This is a genomic window from Burkholderia sp. BCC1985, from assembly GCF_905339915.1.
Classification (GTDB): Bacteria; Pseudomonadota; Gammaproteobacteria; order Burkholderiales; family Burkholderiaceae; genus Burkholderia.
In genome coordinates this window covers 94,767-118,640 of sequence record NZ_CAJPGY010000015.1, presented here as the reverse complement: position 1 = coordinate 118,640, position 23,874 = coordinate 94,767, and the positions used below count along the sequence as shown (strand labels likewise).

Genomic DNA, 23,874 nt, shown 5'->3' with positions numbered 1-23,874 from the left:
CTGCGCAGCCTTGTTTTTCCGGTGATCGCATGGCCCTGACCCTGACCGATGTGAAACGCATCGCGCACCTGGCGCGACTCGAAATGGCCGACGCCGACGCCGAGCATACGCTCGGCCAGCTCAATGAATTCTTCGGCCTCGTCGAGCAGATGCAGGCGGTCGACACCGCCGGCATCGCGCCGCTCGCCCACCCGATCGAACAGATCCAGGAAGTCGCGCAGCGCCTGCGCGACGACGCCGTGACGGAAGTCGTCAATCGCGACGACAACCAGCGTCCGGCGCCGGCCGTCCAGGACGGCCTCTATCTCGTGCCGAAGGTGATCGAGTAAGCATTCGATGAGAAGCGCGCCGGCCGGCCTGCGCCGCGCGCCACCCAGAATTCCCAGGAAAACCACTCAATGCACGCAAAAAGCCTGACCGAACTGCGCGCCGCGCTCGCCGCCAAGGAATGCTCGGCCGTCGAGCTCGCGCAGCTCTACCTGAAACGGATCGACGCGGCACGCGACCTGAACGCGTTCGTCCATGTCGATGCCGACCTCACCCTTGCGCAGGCGAAGGCCGCCGACGCCGAGCTCGCGCGCGGCGCGGGCGGCGCGCTGACCGGCCTGCCGATCGCGCACAAGGACGTGTTCGTCACGCGCGGCTGGCGCTCGACCGCCGGCTCGAAGATGCTCGCGAACTACGAAAGCCCGTTCGACGCGACCGTCGTCGCCCGCCTGCAGGCGGCCGGCATGGTCACGCTCGGCAAGACCAACATGGACGAGTTCGCGATGGGCTCGTCCAACGAGAACTCGGCGTTCGGCGCGGTGAAGAACCCGTGGGACACGAACGCCGTGCCGGGCGGCAGCTCGGGCGGCAGCTCGGCGGCCGTCGCCGCGCGCCTCGCGCCGGCCGCGACCGGCACCGACACCGGCGGCTCGATCCGCCAGCCCGCGTCGTTCGCGGGCGTGACGGGCATCAAGCCGACTTACGGCCGCGTGTCGCGCTACGGGATGATCGCGTTCGCGTCGTCGCTCGACCAGGGCGGCCCGATGGCGCAGAGCGCGTCCGACTGCGCGCTGCTGCTGAACGCGATGGCCGGCTTCGACGAGCGCGACTCGACGAGCCTCGAGCGCGACGACGAGGATTTCACGCGTCATCTCGGCCAGCCGTGGACGGCCGGCAACGACGCGGCCAAGCCGCTCGCGGGGCTGCGCATCGGCCTGCCGAACGAGTATTTCGGTGATGGTCTGGCCGACGACGTGCGCGCGTCGATCGACGCGGCGCTCAAGCAATATGAGGCGCTCGGCGCGACGCTCGTGCCGGTGTCGCTGCCGAAGACGGAACTGTCGATTCCCGTGTACTACGTGATCGCACCGGCGGAAGCATCGTCGAACCTGTCGCGTTTCGACGGCGTGCGCTTCGGCCACCGCGCCGCGCAGTACGGCGACCTGCTCGACATGTACAAGAAGTCGCGCGCCGAAGGCTTCGGCCCCGAGGTGAAGCGCCGGATCCTGGTCGGCACCTACGTGCTGTCGCACGGCTACTACGACGCGTACTACCTGCAGGCGCAGAAGATCCGCCGCATCATCGCGAACGATTTCCAGGAAGCGTTCAAGTCCTGCGACGTGATCATGGGCCCGGCATCGCCGACGGTCGCATGGGATCTCGGCGCGAAGGGCGACGATCCGGTGCAGATGTATCTCGCGGATATCTACACGCTGTCGGTGAGCCTCGCGGGTCTTCCCGGCATGAGCGTGCCGTGCGGCTTCGGCGCCGGCGCGAACGCGAAGCGCCCGGTCGGTCTGCAGATCATCGGCAACTATTTCAACGAAGCCCGGATGCTGCAGGTCGCCGACGCGTTCCAGCGCGCGACCGACTGGCACAAGCAAGTTCCGGCAGGGGTGTAAGCAATGACTACGCAATGGGAAGTCGTCATCGGTCTCGAGACGCACGCGCAACTGTCGACCGTCTCGAAGATTTTCTCGGGCGCGTCGACGCAGTTCGGCGCGGAGCCGAACACGCAGGCTTGCCCGGTCGACCTGGCGCTGCCGGGCGTGCTGCCGGTGCTGAACCGCGGCGCGGTCGAGCGCGCGATCCGCTTCGGCCTCGCGATCGGCTCGACCATCGCGCCGCGCAGCATCTTCGCGCGCAAGAATTACTTCTACCCCGATCTGCCGAAGGGCTATCAGATCAGCCAGTACGAGATTCCGGTCGTGCAGGGCGGCCAGATCACGATCCAGGTGCCCGCCAACGAAAAGGCCGGCAAGGAAGCGTACGAGAAGACCGTCAACCTGACCCGCGCGCACCTCGAGGAAGATGCGGGCAAGTCGCTGCATGAAGACTTCGCCGGGATGACCGGGATCGACCTGAACCGCGCGGGCACGCCGCTGCTCGAGATCGTCACCGAGCCGGAAATGCGCAGCGCGGCCGAGGCCGTCGCGTATGCGAAGGCGCTGCACGCGCTCGTCGTGTGGCTCGGCATCTGCGACGGCAACATGCAGGAAGGCTCGTTCCGCTGCGACGCGAACGTGTCGGTGCGCCCGGTCGGCCAGGAAAAGTTCGGCACGCGTGCCGAGATCAAGAACCTGAACTCGTTCCGGTTCCTTGAAGAGGCGATCAACTACGAAGTGCGCCGCCAGATCGAGCTGATCGAGGACGGCGGCGAAGTCGTGCAGGAAACGCGCCTCTACGATCCGGACAAGCGCGAGACGCGTTCGATGCGCAGCAAGGAAGACGCGCACGACTACCGCTACTTCCCCGACCCCGACCTGATGCCGCTCGTGATCGGCCGTGACTGGGTCGAGCGCGTGCAGGCCGGCATGCCGGAACTGCCGGCCGCGATGCAGCAGCGCTTCGTCGAGCAGTACGGCGTGTCCGCGTACGACGCGGGCGTGCTGACGTCGAGCAAGGCGATGGCTGCCTACTTCGAGGCGGTGGTCGCGAAGGCCGGCGCGGCGAACGCGAAGATCGCCGCGAACTGGCTGATGGGCGACGTGTCGTCGCAGCTGAACCGCGACGGCATCGAGATCGACGCGATTCCCGTGTCGGCCGCGCAGCTCGCGCTGGTGCTGCAGCGCATCGCCGACGGCACGATCTCGAACAAGATCGCGAAGGAAATCTTCGCGACGATCTGGGACGAGAAGGCGACCGACGAAGGCGCGGCCGACCGCATCATCGACGTGAAGGGCCTGAAGCAGATTTCCGACACCGGCGCGCTGGAAGCGATCATCGACGAGGTGCTGGCGGCGAACGCGAAGTCGGTCGAGGAGTTCCGCGCCGGCAAGGAAAAGGCGTTCAACGCGCTGATCGGCCAGGCGATGAAGGCGACCAAGGGCAAGGCCAATCCGCAGCAGGTCAACGAGCTGCTGAAGAAGAAACTCGGCTGAGCATGGCCGCGCGCCTGAACCGCGCCTGACCACGGGCCGCCGCCGAACCTGTTCGGGGCGGCCCGTCGTTTTGGTGCATGCGTTATCGTGTGCGCGTGTGCATCGCACCGTCCAACGGAGGAACGAATGGCGAAACAACCGTCGCTCGACGATTTCCGCGTGCCGTACAGCACGCGCGAGAAGGAAGCTGCCGCATTCAAGCTCGATGCGTTCGATCCGGCCGCGAAGCCGTTTTCGTCGGGGTCGAAGGACGCCGACCGCGAACGGCTGTCGGCCGTATCGACCGAGCTCGACGTCCAGCAGGAGCGCCTGCACACGCAGCAGAAGAAGCGCGTGCTGCTCGTGCTGCAGGGGATGGATACCAGCGGCAAGGACGGCACCGTGCGCGCCGTGTTCCGCGAGGTCGATCCGCTCGGCCTGCGCGTCGTGTCGTTCAAGGCGCCGACGCCGATCGAGGCCGTGCACGACTTCCTCTGGCGCGTGCATCTGCAGGTACCGGCCGCGGGCGAGCTCGCGATCTTCAACCGCAGTCACTACGAAGACGTGCTCGTGCCGCGCGTGATCGGCGCGATCGACGACAAGGAATGCGAGCGCCGCTACCGGCAGATCCGCGATTTCGAGACGATGCTGTTCGAGAACGGCACGACGATCGTCAAGTGCTTCCTGCACATCTCGAAGGACGAGCAGCGCGAGCGGCTGCAGGCGCGCATCGACGATCCGACCAAGCACTGGAAGTTCGACATCGCCGATCTCGACGCGCGCAAGCACTGGGAGGCGTACCAGTCGGCGTACCGCGATGCGCTCGCCGCGACGTCGGCCGAGCATGCGCCGTGGTACGTGATCCCGGCGAACTCGAAGACGCACCGCAACGTGATGATCGCCGAGCTGCTGCTGCGCACGATGACCGACATGAAGCTCGAATTCCCGCCGCCGAAGCCGGAACTCGAAGGCGTGAAGATCCGCTAGGCTGCGAACCTGCAACCACATCGAACTGAACTGAACAACGGAACCCGACATGATGCGAGTGATTACCGCCAACCTGAACGGCATCCGCTCCGCCGCGAAGAAGGGCTTCTTCGAATGGCTCGGCGAACAGAATGCCGACTGCGTGTGCGTGCAGGAAATCAAGGTATCGGCCGACGACCTGCCGGCCGAATTCGTCGAGCCGCACGGCTTCAGGAGCTACTTCCATCACGCCGAGAAGAAGGGCTACAGCGGCGCGGGCGTGTACAGCCGCCACGAGCCCGATGACGTGATCATCGGCTTCGGCAGCAGCGAATTCGACTCCGAGGGGCGCTACGTCGAGGCGCGCTACGGCAAGCTGTCGGTCGTGTCGGTGTACGTGCCGTCCGGCTCGAGCGGCGAAGAGCGCCAGCAGGCGAAGTACCGCTTCATGGACGAGTTCATGCCGCACCTCGCCGAGCTGAAGAAGAAGCGCGAGGTGATCCTGTGCGGCGACGTGAACATCGTGCACAAGGAAATCGACATCAAGAACTGGAAGAGCAACCAGAAGAATTCGGGCTGCCTGCCGGAAGAGCGCGCGTGGCTCACGCAGCTGTTCGACGATGTCGGCTACGTCGACGTGTTCCGCACGCTCGATCCGCGCCCCGAGCAGTACACGTGGTGGAGCAATCGCGGCCAGGCGTACGCGAAGAACGTCGGGTGGCGGATCGATTACCAGATCGCGACGCCGGGCGTGGCCGGCACCGCGAAGCGCACGTCGATCTTCAAGGACATCAAGTTCAGCGATCACGCGCCGCTGACGGTCGATTACGACTACAAGAAGTGAGCGTCGGCGCGACGCGCTTCGCGTCGCTGCCGAGTCGTCCGGTCGCCGCACGCAAAACGGGGCCGCATGTCGAACATGCGGCCCCGTTTCGTTTGGTGCGTCGCTTACTGCTTGATCGACGCCATGTCGATCACGAACCGGTACTTCACGTCGCTCTTCAGCATCCGCTCGTAAGCGGCATTGATCTGCTGCATCGGAATCGTTTCGATATCCGACGTAATGCCGTGCTCCGCGCAGAAGTCGAGCATTTCCTGCGTTTCCGCGATCCCGCCGATCAGCGAGCCCGCGAGGCGGCGGCGCTTGAAGATCAGGTTGAACACCTGCGGCGACGGATGGTCGTGCTCCGGCGCGCCGACGAGCGTCATCGTACCGTCGCGCTTCAGCAGGTGCAGGAACGGGTTCAGGTCGTGCTGCGCGGCGACCGTGTTCAGGATGAAGTCGAAGCTGTTCAGGTGCGCGTTCATCTGCGCTTCGTCCTTCGAGATCACCACCTCATGCGCGCCGAGACGCTTGCCGTCCTCGATCTTCGACGGCGACGTCGTGAACAGCACGACGTGCGCGCCCATCGCGCGCGCGAGCTTCACGCCCATGTGACCGAGGCCGCCCAGGCCGACGATCCCGACCTTCTTGCCGGGCCCGACGTTCCACTGGCGCAGCGGCGAATAGGTCGTGATCCCCGCGCACAAGAGCGGCGCGGCGCCGGCCGGGTCGAGCGTCTCGGGCACGCGCAACACGAACGCCTCGTCGACGACGAGCTGTGTCGAATAGCCGCCGTACGTGACGTCGCCGGTCACGCGGTCCTGGCCGTTGTAGGTGCCGACGAAGCCGTTCTCGCAATACTGCTCGAGGCCTTCCGCGCAGCTCGGGCAGGTGCGGCACGAATCGACGAGACAGCCCACGCCGACCAGCTCGCCGACCTTGAAGCGCGACACTTGCGGGCCGGTCGCGGTCACGCGGCCGACGATTTCATGGCCCGGCACGACCGGGTAGATCGTGTTGCGCCATTCGTTGCGGGCCTGGTGCAGGTCCGAGTGGCAGACGCCGCAGTAGAGCACCTCGATCTGGACGTCGAGGTCGCGCAGCGCGCGGCGCTGGAATTCGAACGGGGCGAGCGGCGAGCGCGCGTCGGTCGCCGCGTAAGCGTAGGTTGTGCTCATGCAGGGGGCTCCTTGTCCGGCAAAAACGTCCGGCGAATCAGACTGCCACCGCATCATGTGGCGACGCGGCGAGACAGGTGCCCATCGTAAGGAGCGGGCCGCGTCGGCGAAATACACGAAGGTCTCGAAGATTTGCCTATTCCTCTCGAATTGCACGCGAACGGCCGTCAAAACGCTTTCAAGGTGCTACATTGCGAGCCTGATTCTCTCGCCGGACAGGACGACGCCCGTGAGCTTCCAACCCCTTTTCGACGACACGGGCGACCGTGTGCGGCGCCGCATGATCGAGCTGCATGCGCGTCTCGCGCCGAACGAGGGCGATACGCCGGCGGCGCTCGACGGCGTGCGCTTCTTCCGCGTGAACCGCCCCGTGCCGCGCATGCCGGTGCTGTACGAACCGAGCATCATCGTCGTGTGCCAGGGCCGCAAGCTCGGCTATCTCGGCGACCGCTCGTTCGTCTACGACGCGCAGCAGTATCTCGTGCTGTCGGTGCCGCTGCCGTTCGAATGCGAGACCTTCGCGAGCATGGACGAGCCGTTTCTCGCGATCTCGATCCGCGTCGATCTCGCGGTGATCGCCGAGCTCGCGATCCTGCTCGACGAGACGCTGGGTGCTTCAGTCAGCGAGCCGCACGGCGTCTATTCGACGCCGCTCGATGCGCCGCTCGCCGACGCGGTGGTGCGGCTGCTCGAAGCGCTCGCGTCGCCGCACGACACGTGCGTGCTCGGGCCGGCGATCATGCGCGAGATCGCATACCGCGTGCTGACGGGGGCGCAGGGCGACGCGATTCGGGCGGCGCTCGTCCAGCAGCATCATTTCGGCCGCATCGCGAAGGCGCTGCGGCGCATCCATGCGGACCTGAAGGCCGATCTCGACGTCGAGACGCTCGCGCGCGAGGCCGGGATGAGCGTTGCGGTGTTCCACGCGCAGTTCAAGCACGTGACGGCGACGTCGCCGATGCAGTATGTGAAGGCCGCGCGCCTGCACCAGGCCCGGTTGATGATGGTGCAGGACGGTCTCGGCGCGGGTGCGGCGTCGGCACGGGTCGGTTATGCGAGCGCGTCGCAGTTCAGCCGCGAGTTCAAGCGGCTGTTCGGCCGCAGCCCGGGAGACGAAGTACGCTGGATGCGCGAAATCGGCAGCCGGCCGGTCGAGTCGGAAGTCGGCGCGTAGCGCCTGGCCTCGTGCGCCGGTGATGCGTGCCGGCGATTCCCGGCGGGGAAGCCGCCGGGTGCGGCGCTCAGCGCCGCACGACCTTGCGCCGCTGCGCGCTGATGCCCGCGTAGTCGGGCAGCGTGTCGACGCGTTTGGCCGTCGCCTTCGCATACAGCGGCATCAGGTCCGGCAGGCGGTTCAGCAGATCCTGCCGCCGCGCGGCGCTGTACGGATGCATGTAGATGAAGCCCGACGTCTTGTTCGCGCGCGTCGCCGCCGCGAGCTTGTCCCACAGCGTGATCGCCGCGCGCGGATCGAAACCCGCGCGGGCGGCGATGTCGCCGCCGATCACGTCGGCTTCGGTTTCGTCGGTCGGGTCGTAGCGCAGCGTCTGCAGGCGTTCGCCGAGGTTCAGCGCCTGCGGCAGCGGATCGCCGACGCCGAACAGCGGCGGCAGCGTGGCCGCGCGCAGCGACGTTTGCGACGTCGCGCTGAAATTGCTGCGCGCGTGTTCGCGCAGCGCGTGCGCGATGCCGTGTGCGATCAGCACGCCGAACTCATCGTCGTTCAGGCGGACGCGATCGAGCAGCCCGCCGTACACGAGTACCTTGCCGCCCGGCAGGCAGGTGATGCGGATGTCGCGCGAGCGGATCACGTTGACGTCCCACGCCCAGCTCTTCACACGATCGTTCCACTTCACCGAATACGGCGCGAGCTTCATGACGATCGCGCGCAGCCGCTTCACGCGCGGCTGGTTCGCGGGCAGCAGGCGGTCGCTGTCGGCGGCGGCCTGGACGATCTGCGCGTATTCGTTCGCGGTGAGTTGTTCGAGCAGCGGCGACGGGATCAGCGTGCGGAACGCGATCGCATTGCCGTAGCGAACCTGCTGCGGCGTCGGCGTATAGGCTTTCGCGGGCACCGCGGCGCCGGTCGGCTGCGCGGCTTCGGCTGCGGGCGGGGGAGCGGCTGCAGCCGGTGTGGACGGCGATGCCGGGGCAGCGGGCGCGGAGCCGGCCATGGCCGCAACGGTGTCGGACGCATGAGCGCTTCCCGCCGCGCCGAGCGTCGCGAAGCCGACGCCCAGCGCGGCGGCGACGCGCGCCACGCGATGCAGTCGGTCATTGCGCACGGCTGGCCTCGCCGTTGCGCGCGGTGCCGTTCCACGGCGCGATCTTGAACAGCAGCAGCATGCCGGGGATCGCGAGCGCGGTGCACACGATGAAGTAGTCGAACCAGCCGATCTTCGCGACGATGAAGCCGCTCGCGGCCGATGCGAGGGTGCGCGGTACGGACGCGAGGCTCGTGAATAGCGCGAACTGCGTGGCCGTGTAGCGCGGATCGGTCGTGCTCGCGATATACGCGACGAACGCGGCCATCGTCAGGCCGGTCGTGAAGGTTTCGACGCCGTAGACGATCGCGAGCGCGACCGTCATCGGGCTGAATTGCGGCGTGACCGCGACGCCGAACACCGACAGCGCCGCCGCGATCGCATGGCTCGTCGATACCGTGAAGTCGTACAGCATCGCGAGTACCGGCGAGCCGGGGCCGAGTTGCGCGAGCCATGCGAAGCCGAGCGTCGACACCATCTGCAGCGCGCCGAAGATCCACAGCCCGCGGCCGATCCCGATCTTCACGAGCCAGACGCCGCCGATGATGCCGCCGGCGACGCTCGCGACGAGCGCGGTGGTCTTCGCGACGATGCCGATCTCGGTGCGCGTGAAGCCGATGTCGAGGAAGAACGACGTCGACAGCGTGGTGGCCATCGTGTCGCCGATCTTGAACAGGAAGATGAACGCGATGACGAGCAGCGCGCCGCTCCAGCCGTCACGCTGGATGAATTCGCGGAACGGCAGCACGATCGCGTCGCGCAGGTTGCGCGGCGGCGCGCCGACGACTTCCGGTTCGCGCACGAGCAGCGTCATCAGGATGCCCGGCAGCATGAACGCGCCGGTGAGCGCGAACACGGCGTCCCACGGCATGTGGTCGGACAGGATCAGCGCGAGCGAGCCGGGGATCAGCGCGGCGAGCTTGTATGCGTTCACGTGCACCGCGTTGCCGAGGCCTTGCTCGGTGTCGCGCAGCAGTTCGCGGCGATAGGCGTCGATCACGATGTCGGAGCTTGCGCCGAAGAACGCGACGAGCGTCGTGAGCGCGGCGACCGTCCAGATCGAGTCGCGCGGCGACACGAAGCCGAGCGCGGCGATCGCGCCGGCGACCAGCACCTGCGTGAGCAGCATCCAGCCGCGCCGGCGGCCCGGCCGCCAGCCGGGCAGGCGCGGGATGTAGCGGTCCATCAGCGGCGCCCACAGGAACTTCCACGTATACGGGAACTGGATCAGCGCGAACAGGCCGATTTCCTTCAGGTTCACGCCCTCGGAGCGCAGCCATGCCTGCACGAGGTAGACGAGCGTGAACAGGGGCAGCCCCGACGTGAAGCCCAGGAACACGCAGATCAGCATGTGCGTGTTCAGATAGGCGCGCCAGCCGGGGTGATCCTCGTGAGCGGTGAGTGCGGGCGCCTCGTGTGGCGTTTTGGACATGGACGGAAACTGGGTAGCGTTGACTGATGGCGGCGGCAGCGCAGGCGGCGGCGCGGGTAGCACAGGAGCGCGGCCGTACGTGCGTGCGGGCCGTCGGCGTCCGTCAACGGCCCCCCGGCTCAGCTGCGCTTGACGCGATAGACAGCAAGACTACCACGCCAGTTCGCTCCCCATCGAATCGGCTGGCCTTCGTGCAGCACGATGCGGTCGAGGATCGTGACGCCGACTTCGGGCGCGAGCGCCTCGAAATCCTTGATCGTCAGCACCCGGACGTTCGGCGTGTTGTGCCACTGGTAAGGCAGCGACTTCGACACCGGCATCCGGCCGCGCAGCACCGACAACCGGTGCGCCCAGTAGCCGAAGTTCGGGAACGACACGATGCATTCGCGCCCGACGCGCGCGGTTTCGCGCAGGATCGCGGCCGTCTGGTGGATCGTCTGAAGGGTTTGCGACAGGATCGCGAAATCGAAGCTGTGATCCTCGAACAGGCGCAGGCCGTCCTCGAGGTTCTGCTGGATCACGTTGATCCCGTTCTTCGCGCTCGCGAGCACGCCCGCGTCGTTCAGTTCGATCCCGTAGCCGGACACGTCGAGTTCTTCCGACAGCAGCGACAGCAGCGAGCCGTCGCCGCAGCCGAGGTCGAGCACGGTCGCGCGCGGTTCGACCCAGCGGGCGATCGCGCGGAAGTCCGCGCGGGCGGACAGGGAATTCAGTGCTTGCTGGTTCATGCCCCCACCTCGATGGCGATTCGTTCGTAATACGCGCGGAGCAGGTTGTGATAGCGCGCGTCGTCGAGCAGGAACGCGTCGTGGCCGTGCGGCGCGTCGATTTCCGCGTAGCTGACCGTGCGCTTGTTGTCGAGCAGCGCCTTCACGATCTCGCGCGAACGCGCCGGCGCGAAGCGCCAGTCGGTCGAGAAGCTCGCGATCAGGTATTTCGCCTGCGTGTGCGCGAGCGCGGCCGTCAGGTTGCCGTCGAACGCCTTCGCCGGATCGAAGTAGTCGAGCGCGCGCGTGATCAGCAGGTAGGTGTTCGCGTCGAAGTAGTCGGCGAACTTGTCGCCCTGATAGCGCAGGTACGACTCGACCTCGAACTCCACGTCGAAGCTGAAGTTGTACGCGTCGAGCGCGCCGTCCGCGCGGCGCAGCGCACGGCCGAATTTCTCGGCCATGTCGTCGTCGGACAGGTACGTGATGTGGCCGATCATCCGCGCGACGCGCAGGCCGCGCTTCGGCTTCACGCCGTGCGCGTAGTAGTCGCCGCCGTGGAAGTCGGGATCGGACAGGATCGCCGAGCGCGCGACCTCGTTGAACGCGATGTTCTGCGCGGACAGCTTCGGCGTCGACGCGATGTCGATGCAGTGCGCGACGCGCTCCGGATACATCAGGCTCCACGCGAGCGCCTGCATCCCGCCGAGGCTGCCGCCCATCACGGCGGCGAAGCGCTCGATGCCGAATGCGTCGGCGACGCGCGCCTGCGCGTGCACCCAGTCCTCGACGGTGACGACGGGGAAGCGCGCGCCGTACGGTTTGCCGGTCGACGGATCGATGCTCATCGGGCCGGTCGAGCCGAAACACGACCCAAGATTGTTCACGCCGATCACGAAGAAGCGGTTGGTGTCGAGCGGCTTGCCGGGGCCGACCATGTTGTCCCACCAGCCGGTGCTGCGCGGATCGTCCGCGTAGACGCCGGCGACGTGGTGCGACGCGTTGAGCGCGTGGCAGACGAGCACCGCGTTCGAGCGCGCGGCGTTGAGCTCGCCGTACGTCTCGACGACGAGCTGATAGTTGCCGATCACGCTGCCGCTTTGCAAGCGCAGCGGTTCGGCGAAGTGCATGGTCTGTGGAGCGACGATGCCGATCGATTCCATTCGTTCCGCCTTATGCCATATGACTGGGCGGCTAAATGGTGTCGGCGAGGCGCGGAGTCGAAGGTGCGCGGCTGACGACCTCTTTAGCCGCATTTGTAGTGAACCGCCGGGGAACGACGCATCGACGCGTCAAAGCCCCGGCCGGTTCGCGCGCCCGCAATCGAGTCAGCAAATCGGCGCGCTTCCGGCCTGCCGCCAAGGGGGCGGCAAGTCGGCAAAGTATAGCGGAATTCCGCCGGAGGCGGATTTCATCGGAGCGTGTGGCCCGCTGGCCGCTTTACCAGCGGTACTTTGCCGTGAACTGGCCCGTGATCACCGAGTAGTTGGACAGGTTTCCTTCCACGCCGAGGCTGGCCGATATCGAGAAGCGCAGGCTCACTTGTCCGGTCGTGCCGATCCGGATGGAGGCGCGCCGGGCATCACTGCAGAATCAACCGCAAATGCGCATCGGCCTGTTCCCCGGGCGGCTTCTGGAACCCGCCTTTTGCAAAGCGATGCCACCGGCCGATCACATAGCTGACGAGCAGGCTTGCGCGCGCGGCGGGATCGTAATCGGCCGGCAGCACGAACGGCGCCGCGCCGTCGGGCGCCTGGGATTCGGTGCGCGCGACCCGCAGGCACTGCTTGACGGTCGCCTCGATTCGGTCGACGAGCTGGTTCACGCGCTCGGTGAGCCGCTCGTCCTCGCCGACCAGCGCCTCGCCGGTCAGCACGCGCGTCATGCCGGGGTTCTTCGCGGCGAAATTGAGCATCGTCAGCGCGATCGTGCGTGCCTGCAGCACGCCGTTCGGCTCCTTCGCGACGATCTGGTTGACGAGGCCGAACAGCGCCTGCTCGATGAACTCGATCAGCCCTTCGTACATCTTCGCCTTGCTGGAGAAGTGCCGGTACAGCGCGGCTTCCGACACGTCGAGCCGGGCCGCGAGCGAGGCCGTCGTGATTTTTTCGGGCTTCGGCGCCTCCAGCATCGCGGCGAGCGTCTGCAGGATCATCACGCGCCGCTCGCCCGGCTTCGGGCGCGGGCGGGACGGCGTGGCCTGGTCTTCCGTTACGGCTTGGTCCTGCGGGTAAGTCGGCTGCATTTTTGTCGCCCCGATCGTGTGCCCAGTCGCAGCGATTTTAACGAACGAATGCGCTGATCGACATAATGCGGCCGGCCGATGTTCGGCAGATGACCCGGCAGGTGGCCCGTGATCCACACGGTGCCGATGCCGAGGCGCTTGTAGCGCTTCAGGTGGCTGCGGGTATCCTCGACGAGGATCGCGTCGGCGAGCCGCGCGTGCGCGGCGCGCAGCGTGCGGCGCAGCATCGTGTGATCGGGCTTTGCGCGCCACGCACGCCGGTCTCGCATGTGCTCGATCGCGATCACGCGCTCGAACAGCCGTTCGATGCGCAGCTCGCGCAGCACCGCGCGCGCGTAGTTCTCGGGCGCGTTGGTCAGCACGAACTTGCGGCCCGGCAGCGCGGCGATGATGCGCGCGAGGCCGCGCTCGGCGCGCAGCATCGCGGGCAGGTCGGAAAACGTGTGCACGACCCGCAGGAAGTCGTTCGGATCGATCGGATGATGGCGCGCAAGGCCGAGGAGCGCGGCGCCGTAGCGCTGCGTGTAGCCGGTGCGCAGGCGATCGGCTTCGACGCGCCCGACGTGGAGCGTGTCGATGATGTATTGCGTCATCGCGCGGTTGATCTCCGGGAAGATCGCGTGCGATGCGTGATGAAGCGTGTTGTCGAGATCGAACAGCCAGACAGGCGAGCCGGCGCGCGGCCGGCTGCGGGAGATGCGCCGGCGTCGCAGCGACGCCGGCAGGTCGGGACCGGTGGTTTTGCGGCGCGCGCTCAATGCGAGCGGATCATCGTGCCGAACGGCTGCTCGGTCAGGATTTCCAGCAGCACCGAGTGCTCGATGCGGCCGTCGACGATGTGCACCGACTTCACGCCGCTCTTCGCCGCGTCGAGCGCCGACGAGATCTTCGGCAGCATGCCGCCCGAGATCGTGCCGTCCTCGAACAGCGCGTCGATCTCGCGCGCCGACAGGTCGGTCAGCAGGTTGCCGTCCTTGTCCATCACGCCAGGGATGTTGGTCATCATCAGCAGCTTCTCGGCGTTCAGCACCGTGGCGAGCTTGCCCGCGACCAGATCGGCGTTGATGTTGTACGAGAGGCCGTCCTCGCCGAAGCCGATCGGCGAGATCACCGGGATGAACGCGTCGTCCTGCAGCGCCTTCACGACCGCCGGGTTGATCGCCTCGACTTCGCCGACCTGGCCGATGTCGATGTACTGGCCCGGATTGTCGCGGTCCGGCATCAGCAGCTTGCGAGCATGGATCAGGCCGCCGTCCTTGCCCGTCAGGCCCACCGCATGGCCGCCGAAGTGGTTGATCAGCATCACGATGTCCTGCTGGACTTCGCCGCCCAGCACCCATTCGACGACTTCCATCGTTTCTTCGTCGGTGACGCGCATGCCCTGGATGAAGGTGCCGGCCTTGCCGATCTTCTTCAGCGCATGATCGATCTGCGGACCGCCGCCGTGGACGATCACCGGATTGATGCCGACCAGTTTCAGCAGGATCACGTCGCGCGCGAAACCCTGCTTGAGCCGCTCTTCCGTCATCGCGTTGCCGCCGTATTTGATCACCACGGTCTTGCCGTGGTAGCGGCGGATGTACGGCAGCGCCTCGGCGAGGATTTCTGCTTTCAGCGTGGGGGCGATCTGCGAGAGGTCGATGGGCTCGGACATGGCGGCGGCTCTGGCTGGGAACGGTTGAAACAGGGCGAATTGTACAGGAGTGGCGCAGCGCAGCATCGGGTTTTTGGGCTGGCCGGACGGCCGATCGCGCGGGCCCGGCGCCACGCTCGGCGGCCCGCCGGCCATGGCGCCGGACCCTGCGGCCGAACCCTGCGCCGGGCTCTGAGCCGGCCCCCGCGGCGGGCTCCGCGCCAGCGGCGCGAGCCGGGCGACGTCCGCCGCGTGCGGCGGTGTCGGCGGCACGCATCGGCCGGACGGCAGACGTGCAAAATCCGTGCGCCGCGCTATGCTTGTCGCGTAGGGCGACGTGCATGCCCGCTTTCACGCTTGAGCCATGACCGATTCCGCCGCCGCCGCCCGTTCGACCCCGCGCCGAGCGCGTTGCCCGCACTGCGGGCGCGGCTTCGACTGCGGCGCCGGCACGCAGCCGTTCGAGTGCTGGTGTGCGTCGATGCCGGCCGTGCCCGGCGGCGCGCCGCCGGCAGCCGGTACGCGTTGCCGCTGTCCGGAGTGCCTCGCCGACGAGATCGCGCAACGCATGGCCGGTGCGGCCGGCTGACGGTTGCCGGCCCGTGCAACCCGATGCGACGCCGGCTCGCCCGGTGCGCCGTTCGTCCTCACCGATCCGGCCCCCGGTAGAGGCGCCGGGCGCTAAACGGGTAAACTGCTCGGATGCAACGAATCACCACCACCGGGCGCGTCAACCTCAGTCACCTGTTCTGGCTGCGCAATCTCGCGATCATCGGCCAGCTCGTGACGATCGGCGTCGTGCAGACCTATTTCGGCGTGCATCTGCCGCTGCCGGCGATGCTGATGGTCATCGCGCTCGAAATCGTTTTCAACGCGCTGACCTGGGTGCGCGTGCTGCGCGCGCGGCCCGAGACCAATTTCGAGCTGCTCGGCCAGCTGTGGGTCGACCTCGGCGCATTGTCGGCGCTGCTGTTCCTGTCGGGCGGCACGACCAACCCGTTCGTGTCGCTGTACCTGCCGTCGCTCGCGATCGCGGCGGCCGTGCTGCCGTGGCACCTGATGATCTGGCTCGCGGCGTTCGCGGTCGCGTGCTATGCGGCGCTCGGCTTCGATTCGGTGCCGCTCAACATGGATAACCCGGCGAACCTGTTCGACTACTACCGCACCGGGATGTGGGCGAACTTCATGGTCAGCGTCGGGCTGATCGCATGGTTCGTCGCGCGCATGTCGAACGCGCTGCGCCAGCGCGATGCGGCGCTCGGCGAGGCGCAGGCGCACCTGCTGCGCGACGAGCGGGCGGTCGCGCTCGGCGTGCAGGCGGCCACCGTCGCGCACGAGATGGGCACGCCGCTGTCGACGATCGCGATGCTCGCGGAGGAACTGCGCGACGCGGCACGCGCCGATCCGGGGCTCGCGCGTTACGAGGGCGACCTGAAGGTGCTGGAAGAACAGATGACGCTCTGCACGTCGGCGCTCGCGCGGCTGCGCAGTCGCGCGAGCGCGCCGGCGAGCCGCCAGCCGGTGGATGACTGGCTCGACACGTTCGTCGAGCACTGGCGCCTGCGGCATCCGCACGTGCAGTTCGAGCTGCTGGGTGCGCGCCCGTCTGGCGTCGCGCTCGACGACACGGTGGCGGCCGGCCAGATCCTGACGATCCTGCTCGACAATGCCGCGCGGGCGAGCCCGCACCGCGTGACGCTGTCCGCGAAGCTCGCGCACAACGACCGGGCGGGCGACCAGATCGAATTCGAAGTATGCGACGACGGCCCCGGCATTCCGGCCGCATTGCGCGAATCGCTCGGCGCGATGCCGGTCGACAGCACGCAGGGCGGGCACGGGGTCGGCCTGTATCTTGCGTTCAGCGCGGCTGCGCGCCTCGGCGGCGAGGTCGAGCTGTCCGATGTCACGCCGCGCGCGGCGGGCGGCAACGGGCGCGCGGGTGGCGGTGCGAACGGTCACGCCGCTGCTGGGTCGGGCCAGCGCGCGAGCGAACGAGCGGCAGCCGCGCCGGACGGCCGCCCGGCTGGCGTCCCCGGCCGCGGCACCCGCGCGGTGCTGCGCCTGCCGGTGGCGCGCGTCACGGCGCCGGCCGCCTCAACCAACACGTAGACGGAGAAACCACATGAGCGAGAACAATTTCCTGGTGATCGACGACAACGAGGTGTTCGCGGGCACGCTCGCGCGCGGCCTCGAGCGCCGCGGCTACGCGGTCCAGCAGGCGCACGACAAGGAGGCGGCGCTGCGGCTCGCGGCCGGCGGCAAGTTCCAGTTCATCACCGTCGACCTGCATCTCGGCGACGATTCGGGGCTGAGCCTGATCGCGCCGCTGTGCGACCTGCAGCCCGACGCGCGGATCCTCGTGCTGACCGGCTACGCGAGCATCGCGACCGCCGTGCAGGCCGTGAAGGAAGGCGCCGACAACTATCTCGCGAAGCCGGCGAACATCGAGTCGATCCTGGCCGCGCTGCAGACCAACGCGAGCGAGGTGCAGGCCGACGAGGCGCTCGAGAATCCGGTCGTGCTGTCGGTCGACCGGCTCGAATGGGAGCACATCCAGCGCGTGCTCGCGGAGAACAACAACAACATTTCGGCAACCGCGCGCGCGCTGAACATGCACCGTCGCACGCTGCAGCGCAAGCTCGCGAAGAAGCCGGTGCGGCAGTAAGCGGCGCGGCGGCAGCGGCCGGCCGCCCCCAACGAAAACGGGCGGCCCCGAAGGAGCCGCCCGTTTCGCATTCGCCGCCGCGCGCGTTACAGCACGTAGCGCGACAGGTCTTCGTCCTGCGACACTTCGCCGAGCGCACGGTCGACATACTGCGCGTCGATCGTCACGCGCTCGCCGGCGTGGTTGCCGGCCGAGAACGACACTTCCTCGAGCAGCTTCTCGATCACCGTGTAGAGCCGGCGCGCACCGATGTTCTCGGTCTTCTCGTTGACCGCGTACGCGATCTCGGCCAGGCGGCGGATGCCGTCTTCGGCGAACTCGAGCTGCACGTCTTCAGTGGCGAGCAGCGCCTGGTACTGTTTGACGAGGCTGGCATCGGTCGCGACGAGGATTGCCTCGAAATCCTTCACCGACAGCGAGTCGAGCTCGACGCGGATCGGGAAGCGGCCCTGCAGTTCGGGAATCAGGTCGCTCGGCTTCGCGAGGTGGAATGCGCCGCTCGCGATGAACAGGATGTGATCGGTCTTCACCATCCCGTACTTCGTGTTGACCGTCGTGCCCTCGACGAGCGGCAGCAGGTCGCGCTGCACGCCCTGGCGCGACACTTCGCCGCCGCTGCCTTCGTTGTTGCGCGACGTGATCTTGTCGATCTCGTCGAGGAACACGATGCCGTTCTGCTCGACGTTCTGCACGGCCTTCGTCTTCACTTCCTCGTCGTTGAGCATCTTCGCCGCTTCCTCGTCGGTCAGCAGCTTCAGCGCTTCCTTGATCTTCACCTTGCGGCGCTGCTTCTTGCCGCTGCCGAGGTTCGAGAACATCGAGCGGATCTGCTCGGTCATCTCTTCCATTCCCGGCGGCGCCATGATGTCCATGCCGGCCGACGGCTGCTCGAGGTCGAGCTCGACTTCCTTGTCGTCGAGCTGGCCTTCGCGCAGGCGCTTGCGGAAGGTCTGGCGCGTCGCGTTGTTGTCGTCGTTCGCGTGGTCGGCATTGCCGCCGAAGCCCACCGCGCGCGGCTGCGGCAGCAGGATGTCGAGGATGCGATCTTCCGCCTGGTCGGTGGCCTTGCTGCGCACCTTGCGCATCTCGGATTCGCGCGTCTGCTTGACCGAGATCTCGATCAGGTCGCGCACGATGCTGTCGACGTCGCGGCCGACGTAGCCGACTTCGGTGAACTTGGTCGCTTCGATCTTGATGAACGGCGCGTCGGCGAGCTTCGCGAGGCGTCGTGCGATTTCGGTCTTGCCGACGCCCGTCGGCCCGATCATCAGGATGTTCTTCGGCGTGATTTCCTGGCGCAGCGGGTCGGCGACCTGCTGGCGGCGCCAGCGGTTGCGCAGCGCGACCGCGACGGCCTTCTTCGCCTTGGCCTGGCCGATGATGTGCTTGTCGAGTTCCGAGACGATCTCGGCAGGGGTCATGGTGCTCATGGGGCGGTCCTTACTCGATCGTTTCGATGATGCGGTTGTGGTTCGTGTAGATGCACATGTCGCCGGCGATCTCGAGCGACTTCTCGACGATCTCGCGCGGCGACAGCTCGGTGTTCTCCGCGAGCGCGCGGGCCGCGGCCTGCGCATAGGCGCCGCCCGAACCGATCGCGCAGATGCCGCCTTCCGGGTCGAGCACGTCGCCGTTGCCGGTGATCACGAGCGTGGTGGTCGCGTCGGCCGTGATCAGCATCGCCTCGAGGCGGCGCAGCATCCGGTCGGTGCGCCAGTCCTTCGCGAGCTCGACGGCCGCGCGGGTCAGGTTGCCCTGGTGCTTCTCGAGCTTCGCCTCGAAGCGATCGAGCAGCGAGAACGCATCGGCGGTGCCGCCCGCGAATCCGACCAGTACCTGGTTGTTGTAGATCCGCCGCACTTTCCGCGCGCCACCCTTCATGACGATGTTGCCGAGGGTTACCTGGCCGTCGCCGCCGAGCGCGACCTTGTCGCCGCGCCGGACCGAAACGATGGTCGTGCCGTGAAATTGCTCCATCTGCGTTCCTTGAGAAAAACGGGGAAGAGTCGGGCGGCGCGACGCGCCGCCGCGTGAATCCGCAGTGCGCCGGGGAGCGGCCCGGCGCGCGTCCGTTTCATTTTAGGGCGGGCGCCGGGATATCAAGAGGGGGACGCAAATCGGCCGGCGGCCCGGGAACCGGTGCCGGAAAAACAAAAAGCGCGCGGCAGGCCGCGCGCTTTCGGGAAGCAGCGTGTCGGAGCGGAACGCCGCTCGATCAGTCGCCGAACAGCTTCTGGCGCAGCTCGCGGCGCTCTTGCGCCTCGAGCGACAGCGTGGCCGTCGGACGCGCGAGCAGGCGCGGGATGCCGATCGGTTCGCCGGTTTCCTCGCACCAGCCGTAGTCGCCGGAATCGATGCGGGCGAGCGACTGCTGAACCTTCTTGAGGAGCTTGCGCTCGCGATCGCGCGTGCGCAGCTCGAGCGCGTGCTCTTCCTCGATCGTCGCGCGGTCGGCGGGATCGGGGACGATCACCGTCTCGCGCAGGTTCTCGGTCGTCTGGCCTGCGTTCTTGAGGATGTCCGCCTGCAACTGTTCGAGCCGATTTTTGAAGAAGGCGAGCTGATCCTCATTCATGTAATCCTTGTCGCTCATCTTCAGGATTTCGGCTTCGGTCAAGAGTTTCTTCGTCATCTGCTTGCTTCTTCAATGTGCGGCAAATCAGGAGATAGTGCCTGCACTTTGGGATTACCCGCAACTGCCGCTTGCAATCAATTGCGATTTGCCGCCGCGGGGCCGAAAGCCTCTGGAAAACCGGTTCTCAAATACCAGGACAGGCCTGGCGCGGATTTGCGCGCGCGGCGAACCGGTACTGCGCGGCAGATCGCATCGGCCGCGGCCGGGTGGCGGATGGGCGATCCGGCGCGGTTGCGATGCCCGGGTATTGGTTCTGCAAGAACCGGGCCTGTTATTGCCGTACTCCAGCGGGCACGTATTGTAACTGAATCGCAAGCGGGCGCCGTATCGGGTCGATCCCCGTCGGCTGCGCCAATATCTAGAAAATATAACGCGCAAATCGCGAAAAAGCGATGACGGCGAAACCCTGCCCGGAAACGGCACCCCGCAAGCGCCGCGGCCGCCCGCGAAGGCGGCCGCACGGAAGGCCTGCGACGCCGGCCCGACCGCTCAGGCGAGGCAGGCGTCGAGGCCGTCGGTGATCAGGTCCTGCGGCAGGTCGACGCCGATGAACACCATCTTGTTGGTCTTCTTCTCGACCGGCAGCCACTTCGCGGCGAGGTCGCTGCCCATCATCTGGTGCACGCCCTGGAACACGACCTTGCGGTCGACGCCCTTCATGTACAGCACGCCCTTGTAGCGCAACATCCGTTCCCCATAGATCTGCAGGATGCCGCCGAGGAAATCCTCCAGCTTGTTCGGGTCGAACGGACGGTCGTTGCGATACACGAACGACTTGATCTTGTCGTCGTGGTGCGCGTGATGGTGATGGCCGTGGGCGTGATCGTGCGCGCATTGACCGTGATCGTGGTCGCAATCCGCGTGATCGTGATCATGGTCGTGATCGTGGTGATGGTGCGCGTGGTCGTCCTCGGCGAGGAAGTCCGGGTCGATCTCGAGCTTCGCGTTCAGGTTGAAGCCGCGCAGGTCGAAGATTTCCTTGATGTCGGCTTCGCCAAAATTCACGACCTTGATCGTCGCCTTCGGGTTCATGTGCATCAGGCGGTGCTTGAGCGCCGCGACGGCCTGGTCGTCGACGAGGTCCGACTTCGTGATGAACAGGCGATCGGCGAAGCCGACCTGGCGCTGCACCACTTCGTGTTCGTCGAGCTGCGCGTTCGCATGCTTCGCGTCGACCAGCGTGATGACGGCGTCGAGCAGGAAATCGTCGGCGATCTCGCTGTCGATGAAGAAGGTCTGTGCGACGGGGCCCGGGTTCGCGAGGCCGGTCGTCTCGATCACGATGCGGTCGAAGTCGAGCTTGCCTTCGCGCTTCTTCGCGGCCAGATCGCCGAGCGCGCGGGCGAGGTCGCCGCGGATCGTGCAGCAGATGCAGCCGTTGCTCATCTGGATGATCTGCTCGTTCGTGTCCTGGACGAGGATCTCGTTGTCGATGTTCTCTTCGCCGAACTCGTTCTCGATCACGGCGATCTTCATGCCGTGCTGTTCGTTCAGGATGCGCTTGAGCAGCGTCGTCTTGCCGCTGCCGAGGAAGCCGGTGAGGATGGTGACGGGAGTGGCCATGTCGGTCGCCTGTGGTTCGTGAATCGGGGTCAAAACCAGGATGGGTGCGTCGCGCCGTCGACTCGCGAGCCGGGGCGCACAACCATCCATTGAAACATACCTGTCAAGCCCTCGCCCGTCGTCCGGACGACAGGCGAGAGCGCGGTTCCGCCAGCGCACGAACGGCCGGCGAACGGGTGTGCGTCTAGATCGGGGCGATCAGACGATTTGCAACAGCAGCCCCTTCAGATATTCGCCTTCCGGGAACGCGGCGAGCAGCGGGTGATCGACGCCCGCGCCGAGCCGCTTCAGGATCCGCGCGTCGACCTTCGCGTCGGCGGCCGCGCCCGCGACGATCTTCTGGAACAGGTCCATGTCGATCGCGCCCGAGCACGAGTACGTGAACAGCAGGCCGCCCGGACGCAGCAGCCTGAAGCCGCTCAGGTTGATGTCCTTGTAGGCGCGCGACGCGCGATCGACGCTGTCGCGGGTCGGCGCGAACTTCGGCGGATCGAGCACGATCAGGTCGAAGCGCTCGCCTTCGTCGACGAGGCGGCGCAGCGTCTTGAACGCGTCCGCGTCGAGCCAGGTCGCGCGGTCGGGATCGAAACCGTTCGCGACGACGTTCTGCTGCGCGAGCGCGAGCGCGTCGCCCGACGAGTCGATCGACACGACGCGTTTCGCGCCGCCCTTGAGCGCCGCGAGCGAGAAGCCGCCCGTGTAGCAGAAGCAGTTCAGTACGTCGCGGCCGTCCGCGTATTGTGCGACGAGCGCGCGGTTGTCGCGCTGGTCGACGTAGAAGCCGGTCTTGTGGCCGTTCGGCACGTCGACGTGATAACGCACGCCGTTTTCGTTCGCGATCAGCGTCGCGGGCGGCGCGTCGCCGGCGAGCACGCCGGTCGTCTGCGCGAGCCCTTCCTTGTCGCGGATCGACACGTCCGAGCGTTCGTACACGTTCGGGCAGCCGGTCGCGCCGCTGAGCGCCGCGACGATCGCATCCTTCCATGCCTCGACGCCCGCGGCCATGAACTGGCACACGAGCTGGCCGCGCGGCGCGGCGCCCGGCTCGGCCGTGTCCGCGACGTAGTAGTCGACGATCAGCCCCGGCAGCCCGTCGGCTTCGCCGAACACGAGCCGCACCGCGCCCGTGCCCGACACCATCGTCGTGCGGTGCGCGACCGCGCGCTGCACGCGGCGCTTGAAGAAGGCGTGATCGATCGGCTCATTCTCGTCGAAGCTCCACACGCGCACGCGGATCTGCGACTGCGGGCTGTACGCGCCGCGCGCGAGGAAGCGGCCGTCGTGCGCGCGCACGACCACGGTCGCGCCGGGGGCGGGCGTGCCGTCGACGCGGTCGATCGCATTGGCGTAGATCCACGGATGCCGGCGCAGCAGCGATTTTTCCTTGGACGGTCTGAGTGTGACGGTTTGCATGATCGGATCGATTGGGGCCGCGGACGGCGCCGGCCGTTGCCGGCCGCCGCGCGCGGCGGGTAGGGCGGGACGCGCGTCAGTCGCGCTTCTTCGCGCGCGGATGCGCGCTGTCGTAAATTTTCGCGAGATGCTGGAAGTCGAGCGACGTGTAGACCTGCGTCGCGGCGACGCTCGCGTGGCCCAGCAACTCCTGCACCGCGCGCAGGTCGCCGCTCGACTGCAGCACGTGCGTCGCGAACGAATGGCGCAGCACGTGCGGGTGAACGTTGGCGGGGATGCCCGCGGCCAGCGCCGCGCGCTTCACGCGGTCGCGCACGACGCCCGGCGCCATCCGGTTGCCGCGCACGGACACGAACAGCGGATGCGGATCGTGCTTCACGAATTCGCCGCGCACCGCGAGCCACGCGTTCAGCGCCTCGATCGCCTTGCGGCCGACCGGCACCTTGCGCTCCTTGTTGCCCTTGCCGCGCACGGTGACTTCGGCTTCGGCGAGATCGAGCCAGCCGGCCGAGCGGTAGCCGTCGGCCTGCGTGTACATGACGTCGAGCCCGACCAGCTCCGCGAGGCGCAGCCCGGACGAATAGAACAGCTCGAGGATCGCGTGATCGCGGATGCCTTCGGTCGTGCCGGCGAGCGGCGTATCCATGAGTGCGACCGCATCGTCGACCGACAGCGCCTTGGGCAGCGATTTCTCGCGTTTGGGCGCGCGCACCCCGGCAACGGGATTCGCGGGCATCTCGATGCGCTGCGCGAGCCAGCGATAGAACGCACGCCATGCGGAAAGCCGGTGCGAGATCGAGCGAGCGGACAAGCCGCCCGCGTGCGCGCGCACGACCGCGCCGCGCATGTCGGCGGCCGTCAGCGCGTCGAGCGGGCGGCCGGCGGCGAGTTTCTTCAGTTCGTCGAGTTCGTGCGTGTACGCACGCAGCGTGTGTTCCGACAGCTGCCTGACGTGTTTCAGGTTCGACAGGTAGGCGGCGATCGGATCGTCGGTCATCGCGGG

General features: G+C 67.2%; 23 protein-coding genes. 9 read left to right on the top strand and 14 right to left on the bottom strand.

Features of this window, described 5'->3' with window-relative positions; genetic code table 11:
- Nucleotides 1-29: 29 nt before the first annotated feature.
- The 5 genes from gatC (at nt 30) to U4Z31_RS17560 (ending at nt 5,157) form a co-directional block, all read left to right on the top strand.
- The gene (gene gatC / locus U4Z31_RS17580) at nt 30-329 is read left to right on the top strand and encodes an Asp-tRNA(Asn)/Glu-tRNA(Gln) amidotransferase subunit GatC (protein ID WP_006407213.1); all 300 of its coding nucleotides are present in this window, start codon (nt 30-32) and stop codon (nt 327-329) included.
- A gap of 69 nt (nt 330-398) precedes the next feature.
- Nucleotides 399-1,889, top strand: coding sequence for an Asp-tRNA(Asn)/Glu-tRNA(Gln) amidotransferase subunit GatA (gatA, locus tag U4Z31_RS17575; protein WP_044847822.1), 1,491 nt, complete (start codon nt 399-401; stop codon nt 1,887-1,889).
- Between the two features lie 3 nt (nt 1,890-1,892).
- A complete protein-coding gene (gene gatB / locus U4Z31_RS17570) occupies nt 1,893-3,368 on the top strand; it encodes an Asp-tRNA(Asn)/Glu-tRNA(Gln) amidotransferase subunit GatB (protein WP_321802727.1) in 1,476 nt (491 codons plus the stop codon).
- 126 nt (nt 3,369-3,494) lie between these two features.
- The gene (locus U4Z31_RS17565) at nt 3,495-4,334 is read left to right on the top strand and encodes a polyphosphate kinase 2 family protein (protein ID WP_321810949.1); all 840 of its coding nucleotides are present in this window, start codon (nt 3,495-3,497) and stop codon (nt 4,332-4,334) included.
- A 49-nt stretch (nt 4,335-4,383) separates the two neighbouring features.
- A complete protein-coding gene (locus U4Z31_RS17560) occupies nt 4,384-5,157 on the top strand; it encodes an exodeoxyribonuclease III (protein ID WP_044847825.1) in 774 nt (257 codons plus the stop codon).
- Nucleotides 5,158-5,261: 104 nt separating this feature from the next.
- Here the strand turns inward: U4Z31_RS17560 and U4Z31_RS17555 are convergent, their stop codons facing one another.
- Nucleotides 5,262-6,314: an NAD(P)-dependent alcohol dehydrogenase gene (locus tag U4Z31_RS17555; RefSeq protein ID WP_124520555.1), complete on the bottom strand. Its 1,053-nt coding sequence runs from the start codon at nt 6,312-6,314 to the stop codon at nt 5,262-5,264.
- Nucleotides 6,315-6,543: 229 nt separating this feature from the next.
- Here U4Z31_RS17555 and U4Z31_RS17550 point away from each other — a divergent pair, with 229 nt between their 5' ends.
- Nucleotides 6,544-7,488 (top strand): AraC family transcriptional regulator, encoded by a 945-nt coding sequence (locus tag U4Z31_RS17550; protein ID WP_044847827.1) that lies wholly within the window; start codon nt 6,544-6,546, stop codon nt 7,486-7,488.
- A gap of 67 nt (nt 7,489-7,555) precedes the next feature.
- Here the strand turns inward: U4Z31_RS17550 and U4Z31_RS17545 are convergent, their stop codons facing one another.
- The 7 genes from U4Z31_RS17545 to argB all read right to left on the bottom strand — a co-directional run bounded on the left by U4Z31_RS17545 (nt 7,556) and on the right by argB (nt 14,616).
- Nucleotides 7,556-8,599, bottom strand: a complete 1,044-nt coding sequence (locus U4Z31_RS17545) for a M48 family metallopeptidase (RefSeq protein WP_321810948.1) — start codon at nt 8,597-8,599, stop codon at nt 7,556-7,558.
- Entirely contained in the window at nt 8,589-10,010 is a 1,422-nt protein-coding gene (locus U4Z31_RS17540) for an AmpG family muropeptide MFS transporter (protein WP_124486695.1), read from the bottom strand. Before U4Z31_RS17540 ends, U4Z31_RS17545 begins: the two co-directional genes overlap by 11 nt.
- A 119-nt stretch (nt 10,011-10,129) precedes the next feature.
- Nucleotides 10,130-10,738, bottom strand: coding sequence for a methionine biosynthesis protein MetW (gene metW / locus U4Z31_RS17535; RefSeq protein ID WP_044847830.1), 609 nt, complete (start codon nt 10,736-10,738; stop codon nt 10,130-10,132).
- A complete protein-coding gene (metX, locus tag U4Z31_RS17530) occupies nt 10,735-11,880 on the bottom strand; it encodes a homoserine O-succinyltransferase MetX (RefSeq protein ID WP_044847831.1) in 1,146 nt (381 codons plus the stop codon). The genes metW and metX overlap by 4 nt, the downstream gene beginning before the upstream one ends.
- 419 nt (nt 11,881-12,299) lie before the next feature.
- Entirely contained in the window at nt 12,300-12,962 is a 663-nt protein-coding gene (gene slmA / locus U4Z31_RS17525) for a nucleoid occlusion factor SlmA (RefSeq protein WP_044847837.1), read from the bottom strand.
- Nucleotides 12,929-13,720: an HAD-IA family hydrolase gene (locus U4Z31_RS17520; protein WP_044847838.1), complete on the bottom strand. Its 792-nt coding sequence runs from the start codon at nt 13,718-13,720 to the stop codon at nt 12,929-12,931. The genes slmA and U4Z31_RS17520 overlap by 34 nt, the downstream gene beginning before the upstream one ends.
- Nucleotides 13,717-14,616, bottom strand: a complete 900-nt coding sequence (argB, locus tag U4Z31_RS17515) for an acetylglutamate kinase (protein WP_006490510.1) — start codon at nt 14,614-14,616, stop codon at nt 13,717-13,719. The genes U4Z31_RS17520 and argB overlap by 4 nt, the downstream gene beginning before the upstream one ends.
- Nucleotides 14,617-14,959: 343 nt before the next feature.
- Between argB and U4Z31_RS17510 the strand changes: the two genes are divergently transcribed.
- The 3 genes from U4Z31_RS17510 (at nt 14,960) to U4Z31_RS17500 (ending at nt 17,260) form a co-directional block, all read left to right on the top strand.
- Nucleotides 14,960-15,184 carry a cysteine-rich CWC family protein gene (locus U4Z31_RS17510; protein ID WP_044847839.1) on the top strand — a complete coding sequence of 75 codons (225 nt, stop codon included), beginning with the start codon at nt 14,960-14,962 and terminating at the stop codon, nt 15,182-15,184.
- Nucleotides 15,185-15,297: 113 nt separating this feature from the next.
- Complete coding sequence (locus U4Z31_RS17505; RefSeq protein ID WP_321810947.1) at nt 15,298-16,704, top strand: ATP-binding protein; 1,407 nt, start codon at nt 15,298-15,300, stop codon at nt 16,702-16,704.
- Between the two features lie 13 nt (nt 16,705-16,717).
- Entirely contained in the window at nt 16,718-17,260 is a 543-nt protein-coding gene (locus U4Z31_RS17500; RefSeq protein WP_044847841.1) for a response regulator transcription factor, read from the top strand.
- An 86-nt stretch (nt 17,261-17,346) separates the two neighbouring features.
- Here the strand turns inward: U4Z31_RS17500 and hslU are convergent, their stop codons facing one another.
- The 6 genes from hslU to xerC all read right to left on the bottom strand — a co-directional run bounded on the left by hslU (nt 17,347) and on the right by xerC (nt 23,868).
- On the bottom strand, nt 17,347-18,690 hold the full coding sequence (hslU, locus tag U4Z31_RS17495) for an ATP-dependent protease ATPase subunit HslU (protein WP_044847842.1): 1,344 nt from the start codon (nt 18,688-18,690) through the stop codon (nt 17,347-17,349).
- A 10-nt stretch (nt 18,691-18,700) separates the two neighbouring features.
- Nucleotides 18,701-19,237, bottom strand: coding sequence for an ATP-dependent protease subunit HslV (gene hslV, locus U4Z31_RS17490; RefSeq protein WP_006760749.1), 537 nt, complete (start codon nt 19,235-19,237; stop codon nt 18,701-18,703).
- Nucleotides 19,238-19,475: 238 nt separating this feature from the next.
- Complete coding sequence (gene dksA, locus U4Z31_RS17485; protein ID WP_006477498.1) at nt 19,476-19,892, bottom strand: RNA polymerase-binding protein DksA; 417 nt, start codon at nt 19,890-19,892, stop codon at nt 19,476-19,478.
- Between the two features lie 492 nt (nt 19,893-20,384).
- Nucleotides 20,385-21,458 carry a GTP-binding protein gene (locus tag U4Z31_RS17480; protein ID WP_321810946.1) on the bottom strand — a complete coding sequence of 358 codons (1,074 nt, stop codon included), beginning with the start codon at nt 21,456-21,458 and terminating at the stop codon, nt 20,385-20,387.
- A 198-nt stretch (nt 21,459-21,656) separates the two neighbouring features.
- On the bottom strand, nt 21,657-22,871 hold the full coding sequence (locus U4Z31_RS17475) for a class I SAM-dependent rRNA methyltransferase (protein WP_321810945.1): 1,215 nt from the start codon (nt 22,869-22,871) through the stop codon (nt 21,657-21,659).
- 76 nt (nt 22,872-22,947) lie between these two features.
- Nucleotides 22,948-23,868, bottom strand: coding sequence for a tyrosine recombinase XerC (gene xerC, locus U4Z31_RS17470; protein WP_044847845.1), 921 nt, complete (start codon nt 23,866-23,868; stop codon nt 22,948-22,950).
- Between the last annotated feature and the right edge of the window lie 6 nt (nt 23,869-23,874).

Bases quoted from the DNA above. Each gene is read 5' to 3' on its own strand.
- gatA (WP_044847822.1), top strand. From the start codon at position 399: ATGCACGCAAAAAGCCTGACCGAACTGCGCGCCGCGCTCGCCGCCAAG.
- U4Z31_RS17540 (WP_124486695.1), bottom strand. From the start codon at position 10,010: ATGTCCAAAACGCCACACGAGGCGCCCGCACTCACCGCTCACGAGGAT.
- U4Z31_RS17500 (WP_044847841.1), top strand. From the start codon at position 16,718: ATGAGCGAGAACAATTTCCTGGTGATCGACGACAACGAGGTGTTCGCG.
- argB (WP_006490510.1), bottom strand. From the start codon at position 14,616: ATGTCCGAGCCCATCGACCTCTCGCAGATCGCCCCCACGCTGAAAGCA.
- U4Z31_RS17555 (WP_124520555.1), bottom strand. From the start codon at position 6,314: ATGAGCACAACCTACGCTTACGCGGCGACCGACGCGCGCTCGCCGCTC.
- U4Z31_RS17505 (WP_321810947.1), top strand. From the start codon at position 15,298: ATGCAACGAATCACCACCACCGGGCGCGTCAACCTCAGTCACCTGTTC.
- U4Z31_RS17475 (WP_321810945.1), bottom strand. From the start codon at position 22,871: ATGCAAACCGTCACACTCAGACCGTCCAAGGAAAAATCGCTGCTGCGC.
- slmA (WP_044847837.1), bottom strand. From the start codon at position 12,962: ATGCAGCCGACTTACCCGCAGGACCAAGCCGTAACGGAAGACCAGGCC.
- U4Z31_RS17510 (WP_044847839.1), top strand. From the start codon at position 14,960: ATGACCGATTCCGCCGCCGCCGCCCGTTCGACCCCGCGCCGAGCGCGT.
- U4Z31_RS17480 (WP_321810946.1), bottom strand. From the start codon at position 21,458: ATGGCCACTCCCGTCACCATCCTCACCGGCTTCCTCGGCAGCGGCAAG.
- gatB (WP_321802727.1), top strand. From the start codon at position 1,893: ATGACTACGCAATGGGAAGTCGTCATCGGTCTCGAGACGCACGCGCAA.
- metX (WP_044847831.1), bottom strand. From the start codon at position 11,880: ATGGAATCGATCGGCATCGTCGCTCCACAGACCATGCACTTCGCCGAA.
- xerC (WP_044847845.1), bottom strand. From the start codon at position 23,868: ATGACCGACGATCCGATCGCCGCCTACCTGTCGAACCTGAAACACGTC.
- U4Z31_RS17560 (WP_044847825.1), top strand. From the start codon at position 4,384: ATGATGCGAGTGATTACCGCCAACCTGAACGGCATCCGCTCCGCCGCG.
- metW (WP_044847830.1), bottom strand. From the start codon at position 10,738: ATGAACCAGCAAGCACTGAATTCCCTGTCCGCCCGCGCGGACTTCCGC.
- dksA (WP_006477498.1), bottom strand. From the start codon at position 19,892: ATGACGAAGAAACTCTTGACCGAAGCCGAAATCCTGAAGATGAGCGAC.
- U4Z31_RS17565 (WP_321810949.1), top strand. From the start codon at position 3,495: ATGGCGAAACAACCGTCGCTCGACGATTTCCGCGTGCCGTACAGCACG.
- hslU (WP_044847842.1), bottom strand. From the start codon at position 18,690: ATGAGCACCATGACCCCTGCCGAGATCGTCTCGGAACTCGACAAGCAC.
- gatC (WP_006407213.1), top strand. From the start codon at position 30: ATGGCCCTGACCCTGACCGATGTGAAACGCATCGCGCACCTGGCGCGA.
- hslV (WP_006760749.1), bottom strand. From the start codon at position 19,237: ATGGAGCAATTTCACGGCACGACCATCGTTTCGGTCCGGCGCGGCGAC.